This window comes from Glutamicibacter sp. 2E12, from assembly GCF_050030965.1.
Lineage (GTDB): Bacteria > Actinomycetota > Actinomycetes > Actinomycetales > Micrococcaceae > Glutamicibacter.
In genome coordinates this window covers 3,742,623-3,756,987 of sequence record NZ_CP188297.1, presented here as the reverse complement: position 1 = coordinate 3,756,987, position 14,365 = coordinate 3,742,623, and the positions used below count along the sequence as shown (strand labels likewise).

At 66.2% G+C, this 14,365-nt stretch carries 11 protein-coding genes and 1 pseudogene; 5 read left to right on the top strand and 7 right to left on the bottom strand.

All coding sequences use genetic code 11. From position 1 onward, the window contains the following. Positions 1 to 267: 267 nt before the first annotated feature. The 6 genes and pseudogenes from ACP3TE_RS17845 to ACP3TE_RS17820 form a co-directional block, all read right to left on the bottom strand. Positions 268 to 1,695 (bottom strand): phytoene desaturase family protein, encoded by a 1,428-nt coding sequence (locus tag ACP3TE_RS17845; RefSeq protein ID WP_426734578.1) that lies wholly within the window; start codon positions 1,693 to 1,695, stop codon positions 268 to 270. Then, positions 1,692 to 2,222 carry a hypothetical protein gene (locus tag ACP3TE_RS17840; RefSeq protein WP_426734577.1) on the bottom strand — a complete coding sequence of 177 codons (531 nt, stop codon included), beginning with the start codon at positions 2,220 to 2,222 and terminating at the stop codon, positions 1,692 to 1,694. Before ACP3TE_RS17840 ends, ACP3TE_RS17845 begins: the two co-directional genes overlap by 4 nt. 120 nt (positions 2,223 to 2,342) lie before the next feature. Continuing rightward, a pseudogene (locus tag ACP3TE_RS17835) lies at positions 2,343 to 2,958 on the bottom strand (flavodoxin family protein). A gap of 43 nt (positions 2,959 to 3,001) precedes the next feature. Further along, positions 3,002 to 3,637, bottom strand: a complete 636-nt coding sequence (locus ACP3TE_RS17830; protein ID WP_426734575.1) for a cyclodeaminase/cyclohydrolase family protein — start codon at positions 3,635 to 3,637, stop codon at positions 3,002 to 3,004. After that, the gene (locus ACP3TE_RS17825) at positions 3,627 to 3,830 is read right to left on the bottom strand and encodes a DUF6480 family protein (RefSeq protein ID WP_400342313.1); all 204 of its coding nucleotides are present in this window, start codon (positions 3,828 to 3,830) and stop codon (positions 3,627 to 3,629) included. Before ACP3TE_RS17825 ends, ACP3TE_RS17830 begins: the two co-directional genes overlap by 11 nt. Before the next feature lie 141 nt (positions 3,831 to 3,971). Then, complete coding sequence (locus tag ACP3TE_RS17820) at positions 3,972 to 4,697, bottom strand: alpha/beta hydrolase (RefSeq protein WP_426734574.1); 726 nt, start codon at positions 4,695 to 4,697, stop codon at positions 3,972 to 3,974. Positions 4,698 to 5,539: 842 nt separating this feature from the next. Here ACP3TE_RS17820 and ACP3TE_RS17815 point away from each other — a divergent pair. From ACP3TE_RS17815 to ACP3TE_RS17800, 4 genes are all read left to right on the top strand, one after another. Further along, on the top strand, positions 5,540 to 7,195 hold the full coding sequence (locus tag ACP3TE_RS17815; protein WP_426736251.1) for a peptidoglycan DD-metalloendopeptidase family protein: 1,656 nt from the start codon (positions 5,540 to 5,542) through the stop codon (positions 7,193 to 7,195). A gap of 194 nt (positions 7,196 to 7,389) precedes the next feature. Beyond that, entirely contained in the window at positions 7,390 to 8,955 is a 1,566-nt protein-coding gene (gene ffh / locus ACP3TE_RS17810) for a signal recognition particle protein (protein WP_105661194.1), read from the top strand. Continuing rightward, positions 8,942 to 10,165, top strand: a complete 1,224-nt coding sequence (locus ACP3TE_RS17805) for a hypothetical protein (RefSeq protein WP_426734572.1) — start codon at positions 8,942 to 8,944, stop codon at positions 10,163 to 10,165. The genes ffh and ACP3TE_RS17805 overlap by 14 nt, the downstream gene beginning before the upstream one ends. Before the next feature lie 99 nt (positions 10,166 to 10,264). Next, positions 10,265 to 11,458: a hypothetical protein gene (locus ACP3TE_RS17800; protein ID WP_426734571.1), complete on the top strand. Its 1,194-nt coding sequence runs from the start codon at positions 10,265 to 10,267 to the stop codon at positions 11,456 to 11,458. A gap of 78 nt (positions 11,459 to 11,536) precedes the next feature. Here the strand turns inward: ACP3TE_RS17800 and ACP3TE_RS17795 are convergent, their stop codons facing one another. Continuing rightward, positions 11,537 to 13,249 carry an AMP-binding protein gene (locus ACP3TE_RS17795; protein ID WP_426734569.1) on the bottom strand — a complete coding sequence of 571 codons (1,713 nt, stop codon included), beginning with the start codon at positions 13,247 to 13,249 and terminating at the stop codon, positions 11,537 to 11,539. 295 nt (positions 13,250 to 13,544) lie between these two features. On the opposite strand from ACP3TE_RS17795, the gene ACP3TE_RS17790 reads away from it, so the two are divergent. After that, a complete protein-coding gene (locus ACP3TE_RS17790; protein WP_426734568.1) occupies positions 13,545 to 14,348 on the top strand; it encodes an IclR family transcriptional regulator in 804 nt (267 codons plus the stop codon). Positions 14,349 to 14,365: the final 17 nt, after the last annotated feature.

Here is a 14,365-nt window from a genome sequence, read left to right as displayed (position 1 = left end):
GGGACCGGACTAGCCTTCCTGGCATGTGAACTACCCTCCACTTCTAGACGATACTTCTCACTTCAACAATGCAGTTATCCGTCCCTCCGGACTGGGCAGCGTGGCCCTTGAAATACGCTGTGGACCCTGCGGCCAGCGGTGGGGGACCCGATAAGAAATTATCATTGGCCCACCAAGTTGTTGCGAAGAGGCCGTGATTCTGAGGAAATTCCCAGACTTTATTCTCTACTAGTCAGTATCCCTATTCAGCTACCGTAATTGCGCGGCTCAGTCCCGCCCAAGATCACGCAGCGCCCGGTGCGCCGCATGCCAGCCGGCCATGCCATGCACCCCGCCGCCCGGAGGGGTGGAGGAGGAACACAGGTACAGTCCCGGCACGCCCAGCGAATAGGGATTCAGCGAGGGCGCGGGGCGGAAGAACTGCTGGGTGCCGGCCAGTGATCCGCCGCCGATATCCCCGCCGACCAGATTCGGATTCCAGGCCTGCAGCTGCGCCGGGCCGGTGACCACCCGCTGCACGATCCGGTCCTTGAAGTCCGGCGCGAACCGCTGGATCTGCGCATCGATGAGCGCCCCGGCATCCCCGCTGTAGCCTTGGGGCACGTGGGCGTAGGACCAGATGACCTGGCGGCCGGCCGGTGCGCGCGAGGCATCGGCGCTCGAAGGCTGGACCACCATCACGAACGGGCGTTCGGGCATTGACCCGGCGGCGACCTGGCGCTCGGCCCGGGCCAGCTCGGCGGCATCGCCGATGACATGCACGGTGCCGGCCTGCGCGGTGCGCGCATCCTTCCAGGGAATCGGCCCATCGAGCAGGTAATCCACCTTGTAGGCCGCGGTGCCATAGCGCCAGCGCTCGAACCGCCGGCGCAGTCTTGCCGGGAGCTGATCACCGGCGAGCTGCACTGCCTGGCGGGGCGTGGCATCCAGGAAGGTGAGGTCCGCATCGGGAAGCTGCGCGAGGCTGGTGATCTGGTGCCCGGTATGGATCTGCACCCCCAGCCCGTCGAGCACCCGCAGCAGCGCGTCGATGATGCTGCCGGTGCCGCCGTGCGCCACCGGCCAGCCCCAGGACTGGCCCAAAGCCCCGAAGAGCGCGCCGAATCCCGAGGTGAACGGGTGGGAGAGCGGCAGCATGGAATGCGCGCTGGATCCGGCAAAGAGCGCCGCGGCCTGCCGGGTCCGGAACGCGGCGGAAGCCAGCAGTTTCGCTGGCGGCAGCGCGCGCAACCCGAAGCGTGCCATGAGCACCGGATGCGGCGGGATGCCCAGCAGCGGGCTAGTGGCATTGTCCAGGATCTCCTGCGGATGGCGCACCAGCGGCCCATGCAGCAGCTCCCAGATCTTCCGGTCGGCGGGGAACTGCGCCATGGTGGCTTCCAGGTCCTGGTGCAGGAAGACCGACTCGGCGTCGTCCAGCGGGTGGGCCAGCGGATAGCCGTGGAAATCCCACTGCAGCCCATGGCCGGGCAGATCGAAATGCGCGAAGGCGCGGCTGCCATAGGCGAAGGGGTGGGCGGCAGCTCCCAGGTCCACGATGGTGCCTTCGCCCAGCGTGCTGCCGGAGGCCGCGGCACCGCCGGGACGGGCATTGCGCTCGAAGACCTGGACATCGAATCCCTGCTCGGCCAAAACCGCCGCGGCGACCAGCCCATTGGGGCCGGCACCGACAATATTCGCTGTACTTGGGGTCATGGGCGGTGTTCCCCCTGCTCATCGTCCACTGGCGGGGCGAAGCGCTCGGGCCAGGTCTCGTCGCTGAGCGCTTTGAGCTGGCTGATCTGCGACTCTGCGCGGTGCGACAGGTCCTGCAGCAGCGCCTGGTCCAGGCGCGGATCATGGGGCAGCATCAGCAGCAGCGTCTGCCACATGCGCAGCTTGGCATTGAGCAGCCCGGTGAGCACATCGAGCTGCACCTGCGCGGCGGCCAGCTTGCGCATGCGCAGCGGATTGAACGGGTTGACGTGCCCGGCCAGCTTGGCCGCCGGAGCGAGCAGGCGGGCCATCGGCCGCTTGGTGCAGCCCAGCCGGTCCATGATCCGTTTCAGGTCATCCTGATCCGCTTGGACCTGCTGGTGCAGCGATTCGAAGCGCTGGGCATAGGCGGTGTCCGCCCAGGTGCCGTGGGCGGCCTTGAAGTGGTTCAGTCCCGATTCGGAACCCAGCAGGTGTTCGCTCAGGTACCGGTGCAAGGTCGTCTGGTCGATGGTGTTGTGCGGCATGGGCCCGTCCTTAGTTCTCGCCTGGGGTCGCAGTCTTCTGCTGGCTGAAACGCTAGGGCACAGGCCGCCGCTGGCCAATGGCCGGGCACTGATCCGCAGGCTGCACCCAGCATCCGGCGGCTATCGGGCGGGGAAAGGCCGGGCATCGAGCAGCCGCGCCAGATGCGCCGCGTTGCGCGTGGCGATCTGCGTGGCGTTCGCCGTGACCTGCGGGGTCTGGTCCAGATCCTGGTAGTCGGTGGTGTGCATGGCCTGCCCCACCCAATAGGTGGAGCCCTGGGCCGGCAGGGTGAACCCGACATCGGCCAGGCCCTGGCCCAGATCCGCAATCACGTGGTGCGCGCCGTCCTCATTGCCCACCACGGCCACCACGCCCACCTTGCCGAAGAGGATCGGGCGGCCCTGCTCGTCGGTCTGGGACAACTCGGCATCCAGCCGCTCCAGCACTCGCTGGGCCAGACTCGAGGGGTGGCCCAGCCAGATCGGGGGTGGCCAGCACCAGGATGTCCGCGGCCAGCAGCTTCTGCCGGATCCCCGGCCACTGGTCGCCGCCTCCCATGTCCTTGAGCACTCCGGGCTTTACGTCGAAATCGGCAATGCGCAGGATCTCGGAGTGGACCTGGTGCTCCTCGAATTCCGCCGCCACCTGCCGGGCCAGCAGATCGCTGCTGGAGGCTTTGGGCGAAGGGGAAAGGGTGCAGACCAGGATCAGTGCATTGATCGGTGTCTGAGCCATGGCTATCATTCCTTGTCGTCGAGGGTGCTCCCGGGCAGCAGGATCAGCGCTTGATGCGTGCATCAACGCGTGCGGCCAGCTGCGTGGCGGTCTGCATCGCCCGCTCCAGCGATGCTGCGGTATCCCATAATCCGGAGTGCTGCGCGTGCGCCGGGCCGAAGGGCAGCTGGGACAGGTCGTAGCGCAGGTTGCTGCTGGCGGCCTGCAGCACTGCGCGGACCATGCCCAGCGCTGCGGCGACATCGGCCACCAATTGCGGTTTCGCATGCTGGTCAAGCCAGCGCAGGTCATTCACGGCGGTCATGGCCAGCGCGCCGAGTGCGGCCGAGGATTTCGCGGCCTGCAAGCAGGCCGCGGCGAGCTGGCGGTCGCGCTGCTCCGAGGGCGGTTGCGCGGAGGCTTCCCCGAAATCCGCGGAGGCCTTGGCATCCCGGTCGGCCATGCCCAGCGCGTCGATCCGCAGCTGCTTGGCCCGGGCCTGCAGGCCGGCGAGCTCTGCGTGGGCGGGTCCGGAGGCCGAGACGTAGCCGGCGGACATGGACATCAGCGCGGCGGCAGCACCGAGCATCAGTGCCGCCGCGGCTCCGCCGCCCGGGTTCCCGTCCGATTCGGCCAGCTCTTCAAGCCAGGGTCCTATGCGCGCCTCGCTGATCGGACGCTGCGGGCCGCTATTCGCCATGCCCCTGGTCTTGGCTCATCGAGCCTTCACCGGGCGGGGTTTCGCCCGGCGGCACCGAACCGCCCGGCTCCAGTCCGGTAATCAGTTGCTGCTCCGGGTCGGGGTTGGATGTGGCTGCGGCTTCGCGATTGGCGTCTTGGGCTTCATCCAACTGTGCGTCGGGCTGCGACGCGGAGGATTCCTGCGGGTCCATCGGCTGCTCCTGTCTGCATCTGGGCTGCGGGCTGGGGATCCAGCCCTTGTCCGCTCACGCTAGGCCAGGGCCCCGGCGGGCTCAACAGCACCGGGCGATTCACACGGAACGCACGGATTGCGGTGCGCTGCCTGCCGGAATTCAGCTGGCCGGCGGCAGTCCAGGCGCCAAGTGCTTGAGCACTGCGGCGTGCAGGCGCGCATCGCCCAGCAAGCGGAAATGCCCCAGTGTAGGCAGCTTGATGTTGGTGGCTCCGGCCAGGTCGCAGCCGCCGGGGATGTGCGGGTCGAAGCTGCTGTAGATGGAGATGATCCGGGAATTCACGCTCAGGTTGGCCGAGAGCTTGAGCAGGCCCTGGTCGTTGGGCGACAGGGAACGCAGGGAGCGGACCGGCGCATAGCGTGCATAGCGCGAACCGGAGAAGGGGGTGCCAATGGCGATCATCCGATTGATCCGGTAGCCCTGCGGCGAGGCGGACATCAGGTACTTGCCGATCAGACCGCCCTTGCTGTGCGCCACCAGCACCGCATCGTCGAGCTGCGCCCGGTCCAGGTAGCTGGAGACCACCTGGGACATCTCCGGCACCGTGCCGCGGTTGAAGCCGAGCTGCGGGATCACGTGCACCGGGTGACCGGCCTGGTGCAGCGCGTCGGCCAGCGGGAGCAGGAATTTCCAGGATTCCCAGATACCCGGAATCAGCACCACCGGTTCGGCTGCCGGATGGCTGCCGGAGCGCAGCCGGCCGGCCTCCGTACCTGGCAGCAGCGAACGCAGCTGCCAGGCACCGGCATAGAGATAATCCTGCCGCCAAGCGCGGGACAATACCGCCCACCGCGATAGCCTGCTGGACAGGGTGCTGGTCTCCACCGGTGCTCCTTTGCTGCGTGTTGCGCTGTGGGACCGGTTGCGCCGCGGCGCGGTCCCAAGAGCATTATCACCACATGAGTAGGGCTGAGTCCGGCAGCGACATCGCCCGGCCTGGGAAATTCCGGGACTCGGGCCGCCCGCCAGACCGCTGCCGCGGCGAGCTGAAGCCCTCTTCACGGCCCATGCCAGCCCACATGCCATGTGGGGGCTTGAAATGCTTCAGCCCGAATCCGGTCCCTAACAGGTGCTGGCTGGGATGGCGAGGCATGGTGCTTTGGCGGATTCCAGGGTGCGTCGGGCCTCGCCCAGGTCCCGAAACCGCATCGAACCGGTGCTGGATTTCCACGCGCGTGGCGTGGCCGCGATGGCGCAGGGGGAAAGCGGTGGTGCATGGAATCCTCACGCTGCTGAAGAAGGCTTCAACTAGCCATGGATTAATCATCGTGCCGGGGCTATTCTGAGGTTCTGTTGAGTAGTTGCAGTTTTTGGGGGACTGGCAAGTTATGAAACGACAACATCATGGTTTAAGCAGCTCTGTGCCGCGCGGCGTTTTGGGGAATGGCCGGCGGCTTCCGTATGGGGCGCTGGCCATTGCAGCGGCCTTCGCTTTAAGCAGTGCATTGGCTTGGCCCGGGGCGGCCGGTGCAGTGCCAGCCAGAGCCCAATCAAGCACACTGGCCTTTCCCGCCGCGCCAGCGCCGGCGCTCGGGAGCGAGGCTGTCACCGCACCGGATCTGGGCGGAACATCCGCTATCCAAGTCCTCGGACTGAGTTCACTTGGCGGCAGGACCGGAGGGTCCGCGCCCGACCCGCTGGCACACGTGGCCGCCAATCGGGCGGCGATGACAGCAAAGACAAGCCCTGGAGCGCTGGCACAGCCCGCGCCGCTAGCTGCCAACCAGGGCATTCGTCCGGCAATGCTGAGCCCTGGTCTGCTCTTGGAGCATCCAGTGGCCACCCGCCGGATTTCCAGTCCGTACGGTTGGAGGTTCAACCCGACCGGGTTCGGCCGCCAAATCCATATCGGCCAGGACTATCCAATTTCCTGCGGTTCGCCCGTGCGCGCCAGCGAGTCGGGCCGGGTGGTCGTCGCGGGCTGGGCCGGGCATTCGGGCCAGCGGGTCACCATTGACCACGGGCATGAGGTGCAGACCGGGTACAGCCACAACTCGCTCTTGCTCGTCAGAGTGGGCGAGCTTGTTCTCCAAGGCCAGATCATCGCCCTGGCCGGGACCACCGGCAATTCCACGGGGTGCCATGTGCACTTCGAGGTCATCGTCAATGGCCAGTGGCATAATCCGCGCAACTACCTTCCTTCAGGCGGCGGGCAGCGCCAGGCATTGTTCGCTTCGACGCAATTTGCAGTCGATGCCGGCAGCGCAATCCGCCATCAACCGGCAACAGGAAGAAGCGGGCAGTACGCCGGGGCGGCCAGGCATTACGGATCGACCCGAACGGAGCATCCAGCGCCGCCGAAGACCACGAGGCACTCCCACGCGGATCCGCTCCAGCCGCCAGCGGCGAGCAAGAAGAAAACAGCCGCGCCAGCCAAGCCGAAGGCCCAACCGAAAAAGGAAGCCGGCAAACTCCGCCCGACCCCGCGTCCCGCGCAACCGGCACCAGAGCCGAGCAAGACGCACAAGCCGAGCGAGACGCCCGAGCCGCCGCAAAAGTTGAATACCGGAAGCCCGAAGGCCACGCCATCTGCATCAGCGTCACCAGCACCCGTTTCGGCCAAGCCGAGCGCGCCGAGCGCAGCGCCGACGCCCAGCACTGCACCAGTTGCTGAGCCGAGCCCGTCGACGGCGCCGACCGCCTCGCCAAGTCCTTCGGCACTACCTTCCAGCGTGTCGCCATCAGCTCCGGATAGCGTTCCGGAGGCAACGGAATCGACCAACTCCACGCCAACCTCTGAACCAACCCAAGTGCCTGGACCCAGCGAGGAAACTGGCGTCGAGCCCCGGGAGGACCAGGGCCCAGGCGGTAAGGATGCTCCAGCCAGCGAGGAACCCACCGACCCTGCAGCTCGTGTCGAGCGCCAAATAGGTGCAGCCCAACCCAAAACCGTGGACTTGCAAGCACAAGAGCCGGAGAAGAAACCGCCAGTGGCCAAGGCCCTGCCACCGGCCAAGTCCACAACTGCGAAAAAGCCGGCCGCGAAGGAAGTACCGGCTGAAAAGTCCAAGCCCGAGGTTGCAGTGCCGGCTGCCAAAAAGCAGGCCAAGCCGCCAGTGAAGCCCAAGGCCCCGGCCCCGGCCCCGGCCAAGCCTAAAGTTGCAGCGCCCGTGAAGCAGGTCGCCAAGGCGCCGGTTGCAACCCTGCCCAAGCCGAAGCCCACGCCTGCCATTGCAGCGCCGGCTGTGCAGAAAGTTGCCCCGGCGCCGGCCAAGCCGAAGCCTCAGGCGACAGCTGCGGTGAAGCCCCAAGCGGGCGCCCCGGCCAAGCTCCCGCAGGCGCCGGCTGCAGCCGCACCACCTGCCAGCGAGGCCAAGCCGTAGTCCGTTGCTGCCCGGTCCCTTGATGCTGCTCCCGTCCTTTTGGGCGGGAGCAGCGTGGTGCTGGGGAGGAGACAACTGGTGAAACGCTGCACAGCTGGTTAGTCCAGCGCCCGATTATTGATATTCTTGGGAGTTGAGTCCTGTGCGATTTTCCAATGCGCACCACAAGACCTATCGAAAGAAGTGCCCGGCACGTGTTTAATTCACTTTCCGATCGCCTGACAGCAACCTTCAAGAACCTGCGCGGCAAGGGCCGCCTGACTGAAGCGGATATCGACGGTACCGCACGCGAGATCCGCCGCGCCCTGCTTGACGCCGACGTTGCCGTACCGGTGGTCCGCGGCTTCGTGGCCCAGGTGAAGGAACGCGCTCTGGGTGCCGAGGTCTCCGAGTCGCTGAACCCGGGCCAGCAGGTCGTCAAGATCGTCAACGAGGAACTCGTTGGCATCCTGGGCGGGGAAACCCGCCGCCTGAACCTGGCCAAGAACCCGCCGACGGTGATCATGCTCGCCGGCCTGCAGGGTGCCGGCAAGACCACCCTGGCCGGCAAGCTGGCCAAGCACCTGAAGTCCGAGGGCCACACCCCGTTGCTGGTGGCCTGCGACCTCCAGCGCCCCAACGCCGTCAAGCAGCTGCAGATCAACGGCGAGCGTGCCGGCGTGCCGGTCTACGCACCGCACCCGGGCGTCTCCTCGGAATTCGACACCGCCACCGGCGACCCGGTAGCGGTAGCCCGCGACGGCGTGGCCGAGGCCAAGGCCAAGCTGCACGACATCGTGATTGTCGATACCGCCGGCCGCTTGGGCGTGGACACCGAGATGATGGCCCAGGCCGCGAACATCCGCGCCGCCATCAACCCGGATGAAGTCCTCTTCGTCATCGACGCGATGATCGGCCAGGACGCGGTCAACACCGCCCAGGCCTTCCACGAGGGCGTCGACTTCACCGGTGTCGTGCTCTCCAAGCTCGATGGCGATGCCCGCGGCGGCGCCGCCCTGTCGGTCGCCTCGGTCACCGGCAAGCCGGTCATGTTCGCCTCCACCGGCGAGAACCTGGACGACTTCGAGATCTTCCACCCGGACCGCATGGCTTCGCGCATCCTGGACATGGGCGATGTGATGACGCTCATCGAGCAGGCCGAGAAGAACTGGGACAAGACCGAAGCCGAGCGCATGGCGAAGAAATTCGCCGACCAGGAAGACTTCACCCTGGACGACTTCCTGGCCCAGATGGCCCAGATCAAGAAGATGGGCTCGATGAAGAAGCTGCTGGGCATGATGCCCGGCGCGCAGATCTCCCGCCAGCAGCTCGAGCAGTTCGACGAACGCCAGATCGACCGCGTTGAGGCCATCGTCCGTTCGATGACCCAGCACGAGCGCGTGGCTCCGAAGATCATCAACGGCTCGCGCCGCGCGCGTATCGCCAAGGGTTCGGGCGTTTCGGTCTCCGAGGTGAACCAGATGCTGGAGCGTTTCGCCGAAGCGCAGAAGATGATGAAGAAGATGGCTGCCGGCGGCGGCATCCCGGGCATGCCGGGGGCCGGCAAGGGCGCTGCCCGCAAGGCGAAGGCCAAGGGCAAGGGCAAGAAGCAGCAGAAGTTCGGCAACCCGGCCAAGGCCGCGCAGGCCGAGCTGGAGGCCAAGAACAAGAAGGCCGCCGCCCCGAGCGGTGCCGCCTTCGGCCAGGGCGCCAACCAGGACTTCGATCCTTCGAGCCTGAACCTGCCGGCGGGCTTCGAAAAGTACCTTGGCAACAAGTAGCAACCAGTCCTTGCAGGGCGGCGACCAGGAGCACACGCTGGTCGCCGCCCTGACTCTTTTCTTCGAAGAACCCCAGGCGCAGCAGGCCGAAGCCAAGGTCCGCGAGCTGCTGGCCGCCCGCGAAGTGATCTCGCTGGTCTCCGTGCCGGTGCCCTGGAACGGGCTGGCGATGATCGAGGCCAGCCTGGCGGTGAACCACGAGGGGCTCTTGCTGCTTGCTGGCGCCGCAGGCGCCATCAGGCTGGGCCAGCAGGTCGAGGACTTCGCGCTGGCGCTGAAGCTGGGCACCGGTGCGCTGTACATCGACCAGGACGACGCCGAGGTGCAAACCGGGGAGCCCATCGAGGATCCGCGGCTCGATGCCATGCCGCCGGGGCGGACCGTGGCCATCGGCGCGCTGAACGAGCCGGACATGGGGGTGTGGGCCGCCGCGAGCAAAACCAGCTGGCAGCTCTTGCCGCCGGAATCCGCCGGCGCTGCCGTCGCCGTGCACGAAGGCTTCCTGGTGGGCGGCGTGCTGGCTGCCAGCCAGCATCCGGCGATCATGCTCAGCCGCACCGGCGCGCGCTTCACCGCGAGCTTCTGGTTCGACAAGCAGCCGGCCAAGCTCGGCGGGCACCCGGCCTGGGTGCACATCTGGCCGGTCGCGGCCAGCCCCGCCTTCTGGCCGCAGGCCTCAACACCCGCCCGGCGCGAACTGGACTGGCTGCTCGCCAACCAGGACAGCGTGGATGGCCAGGAACTCGACGAGCTGGCCGGGCTTCTGGTCGGCGCCGAGCACATCGAGCGGCTCAAGCAGGCGCTGGTGGGCACCGGCAGCCTGCAGTCGGCCCAGCGGGTGCTGGAGACCTTCGGGCATCCACCGGTCCTGGCCCGCTATCTGGAAGACGCCGATCTTCCCGAGGGCGCGCGGCGGATCGAGCCGGTGTCAATGGCCAGGGCAGTGGGCCGTGCACTGATCACCGAATCCCGCACCTCCGGTGCCAGGCCGCGATGGTACAACACGTTGTCGTGGAAACCCGCCGCGCAGCTGGCGCTGGGGCTCATCGAGGGCCTGGTATTCTCGCTGGTGCTTGCGGCCACCCATTGGCAGCAGCCCTGGGCGCCACCCTGGGTAATCGTGCTGCTGCTGGTGCTCGGCTTTGTTGATGCCACCGGGAATACCGTCCTCGGCGCGGTCCGCTGGTTCCGCGCCCGGCGCCGGCGCTAGCGCCAGGCAACCACCCGGGCGCTGCCTGCCAGGACGGCACGGGTTACCGCCTATGATTGACTTATCGCCATATCCAATTAACCAAAGGGGTTACTTTTCGTGGATTCAACCGGGTTCAACTACCTCAACCTAGAGTTCATTTTCATGGGCGACAAGCCTGCATCTGCACAACTGGTACGCACCGCGCTGGCCGATCGCCGCCTGCTGGGTTTCATTGGCGGAGCTGTTGAGCGCGAGAACTCCACTGAAGTAGCCGCCGAGGTGGCCACGGTGAGCGAAGCCCGCGATGCGGTGCTCTACCGCATCGATGCCAAGGGCAAGCTGCGCGAAGGCTCGCGCGTGACCAAATTGGTCCACGAGCTGAAGAACTCCACCGGTGCCAGCTACGTGCTGGTTGACGGGGACGAGATTGACGGCCCCAACCCGGATGACGAGCAGCTCGGCGAGTACGGCGGCACCAACGAGCTGCTGCACGGGCCGAAGCTCAAGGGTTCCGAACTGGTGCTGGCAGCCGGCTTTGCCGAGAACGAGATCACCGTTTGGGAGAATGCATCCGGGCTGATGGCCATGCCCAAGGAACCGGTCTATGCCCCGAGCATCTCGCGCTCGAACCGCCCGTACCTGTGCTTGGACCGTACCGGCAATGTCATTACCGCAACCATCGAGGCCAAGGGCTCGCGCCGGACCATGTTCGGTTCCTCGGTGTCCATGGTGCTGGACCTGGAACGCACGGCAATCCTGGAACCGGAAGCCGGTTCGCCGGCAGCGGTGCGCCTGGATGAGCTCAACAGCTTGCTCTTTGGCTGGGACGAAGAAGAAATGCAGATCATCGAGCAGCTGATTCCGGATCCGGCCGACCGCTCCGAGGCCCAGCAGCTGCTGTGCAGCAGCGGGGACTTGAAGGATATGAAGCGCCTGGTCTCGCTCTTCGGCTTCGATCCGCGCAGCATCGATTACCTCACCGGCCGTCCGCTGCCCGAAGACCGAAGGGTGATCACCACCGGCGGCCCGTTCAAGACCTTGAAGTCCGCATTGGCTGAGCAGGAGCGCGAGGCCACGGGCCTGGAACGGCTGCTGTACCGGCACAACTGGAATCCGAAAGCGCTGATGGGTTCGGGTGCCGCCGTACTGGCCTCCGGCGCGGCAGCGCACCTGGTCCTGGCCAAGAGCGGCAAGTTCGCCTGGTTGCCCAAGCCGGCGCGCCAGCTGCTGATGCTGGCCTGGTACGCAGATGGCACATTCTATCTGGGCAAGGGCATCGTCGATGCGCTGAAGGCCAAGAACAAGCGCTAGGCGCCCACCGCAGCCAAAAGGACAGCCCGGCGGGAAGCTGGATCCGCTTCCCGCCGGGCTGTCTCATGCTTTTCGTGCCTAGCCGCGTTCCTTCAGCTCAGGGAAGTCGGTATCGCGGTACTCGCCGCTCGGGGTCGTGCCGGCCGCATGCTGCTCTTCCTCGGCCAGGCGCAGCTCCACGCGGCGGATCTTGCCTGAAATGGTTTTGGGCAGCGTGGAGAATTCGAGCCGCCGGATCCGCTTGTACGGAGCCAGGTGCTCGCGGCAGAAGCCGAGGATTTCCTTGGCGATCTCCGCGCCGGGCTCGACGTGCGAGGCCAGCACCACAAAGGCCTTGGGCACCGAGAGCTTCAGCGGATCCGGCGAAGGCACCACCGCCACCTCGGCCACCGCGGGATGCTCCAGGACCACTGACTCCAGCTCGAAGGGGCTGAGCTTGTAGTCGCTGGATTTGAAGATGTCATCGGCACGCCCCACGTAGGTCAAGACGCCTTCATCATCGCGTTCGGCGATATCTCCCGTGTGGTACACGCCGCCACGCAGCGCCTCGGCGGTTTTCTCCGGATCGGCGAAATAGCCCTTCATCAACCCGGCAGGCCGGGGATCCAGGCGCAGGCAGATTTCCCCGATTTCGGCCAGCTGCCCGGTGGTCGGATTGCGCAGCTCCACCGCGTAGCCCGGCATCGGGCGGCCCATCGCGCCGACCTTCACCTCCGTACCCGGCGAATTGGCAATCTGCACGGTGGTCTCGGTCTGCCCGTAGCCATCACGGATCACCTGCCCCCATGCGGTGCGCACCTGGTCGATGACCTCGGCGTTCAACGGCTCGCCGGCAGAGACCAGCTTGCGCGGGGGAGTCTGCAGGGTGCCCAGGTCCGCCTGGATCAGGTAGCGCCAGACGGTGGGCGGTGCGCAGAAGCTGGTGACCTTCTCCATATCCATCTGGTTCATCAGCGCCAGCGGATCAAAGCGCTCGTAGTTGTAGACGAAGACCGTCGCTTCGGCGATCCACGGGCCGAAGAAATTCGACCAGGCGTGCTTGCCCCACCCGGGGGACGCCACATTCAGATGGACATCGCCTGGTTCCAGGCCGATCCAGAACATCGTTGCCAGGTGGCCGATGGTGTACGAGGTATGGGTGTGCTGGACCAGTTTCGCCAACGAGGTGGTGCCCGAGGTGAAGTAGAGCAGCATGTTCTCATCGGCCAGGGTCGGGGAGTCCAGGCGGAATTCGGCCGGAGCGTCGTGGGACTTGGCATAGTGCAAGGTCCCTTCGGCGGCCTGCCCGCGGACTTGCACGATCCGGTAGTCCCCGGGGACTGCTTCGAATTTGGCGACCTGGTCATGGCTGGTGATCACCCAGTTCGCGTTGCCGCGCTCGATGCGGTCGGCGAGGTCCGCGCTGACCAGCTGCGTGGTGGTCGGGATGATGACCGCACCGAGCTTCATGCCGGCGAGCATCACTTCCCAGAGCGCCACCTCGTTGCCCAGCATGACGATGATGGTATCGCCGCGCTGCAGGCCTTCGTCGGCAAGCCAGCGGGCCACCTGGGTGGAGCGGCGCGAAAGTTCGGCCCAGCTGTAGCGTGCCGAGCTGCCATCGGGTTCGGTCAGGATCAGTGCCGGTTCATTGGCTCGCGCCGGGTCCTTGGCTACCTCGTCGAACCAGTCGTAGGCAAAGTTGAAATCGGTGAATTCCGGCCACGTGAACTCCGCCCGAGCCCGGTCGTAGTCATCGCGTGCTGCCAGCAGCAGATCGCGTGCTGCCCGGAACTTCTCGGTATTGCCCATGGGGGTCCTTTGCGTGATGGGCGCCTGCGCCCGACAGAATTCTTCGGTCTTCAGGATTCAATATACTTCAGTGCACAGTTCTGGCGAATTGTTGCGTCACCATGCGCGGTGCAGGTGCTGAACTTCACGAATTTTGTCCAGTAGCTTCCAATACGGGCATGCATAGTGACCGAACGCCCGATCCGGCTGAACCCGCTGGCGGGGACGCTGCCGGTGGCAGGCTGGCCAAGGCGCCTGCGAGCAGTGCCGGGCAGGCAACTGGACTCGCAGATGCCGATGGTCTAGCGTCTGGAATATGCCAAAGGAAGAGACCCCCGCCAAGAAGCACAACCCCCTGTTGGTCTTGGGAAAAATCAGTTCCATCCTCGATTCCTTTTCACTGCGCCAGCCGGTGATGAACTTGGCCGATATCCGTGAAGCAACGGATTTGCCTGCCTCCACGGTGCAGCGGCTTGTCGCGAATTTGGTGGGGCAGGGTTTCTTGGACCGCGAGGATGACGGCTTCCGCATCGGGATGAAGATGGCCTACTGGGCCGCGCCGGCGACCCGGGGGCGGGAAGTGCTGGACGTCATCAGCCCATCGTTGCGCGAACTGCGCGACTTCACCGGGGAAACAGCCTGCCTTTTCCGTGCCGAGCAGCAATTCCGCGTCTGCGTGGGCATCGCCGAAACGCGCCACGCGCTGCGCAGGGAAATGCACCTGGGTGAGCTCGCCCCATTGCATGCCGGATCTGCCGGCCGCGTGCTGCTGGCCTGGAAGCCCGAGCTCATGCAGCGGTTGCAGGAATCACAGCTGCAGCCGTTGACCGATGCCACGATTACCGGCATGGCCAACCTGGAAAAAGCGGTTCAGCAGACCCGCGCCGATGGCTTCGCGATCACCACGGGGGAGCGTGAAAGCGGGGCCTCGGGACTGTCCGCACCGGTCTTCGATTCCGCAGCGGGCCTCGTGGCGGCGGTGACCATCAGCGGACCCACCCTGCGCATGCCGCGGGAGACCTGCCAGAGCTGGATCGAGCCGTTGCTGGACACCGCTGAACGGATGACCCGGCTGATCGGCGGACGCTTCCCGGGCGAAACCCACCGGTCTTCCGCCTAGCACAGCCCGCCCGGTCC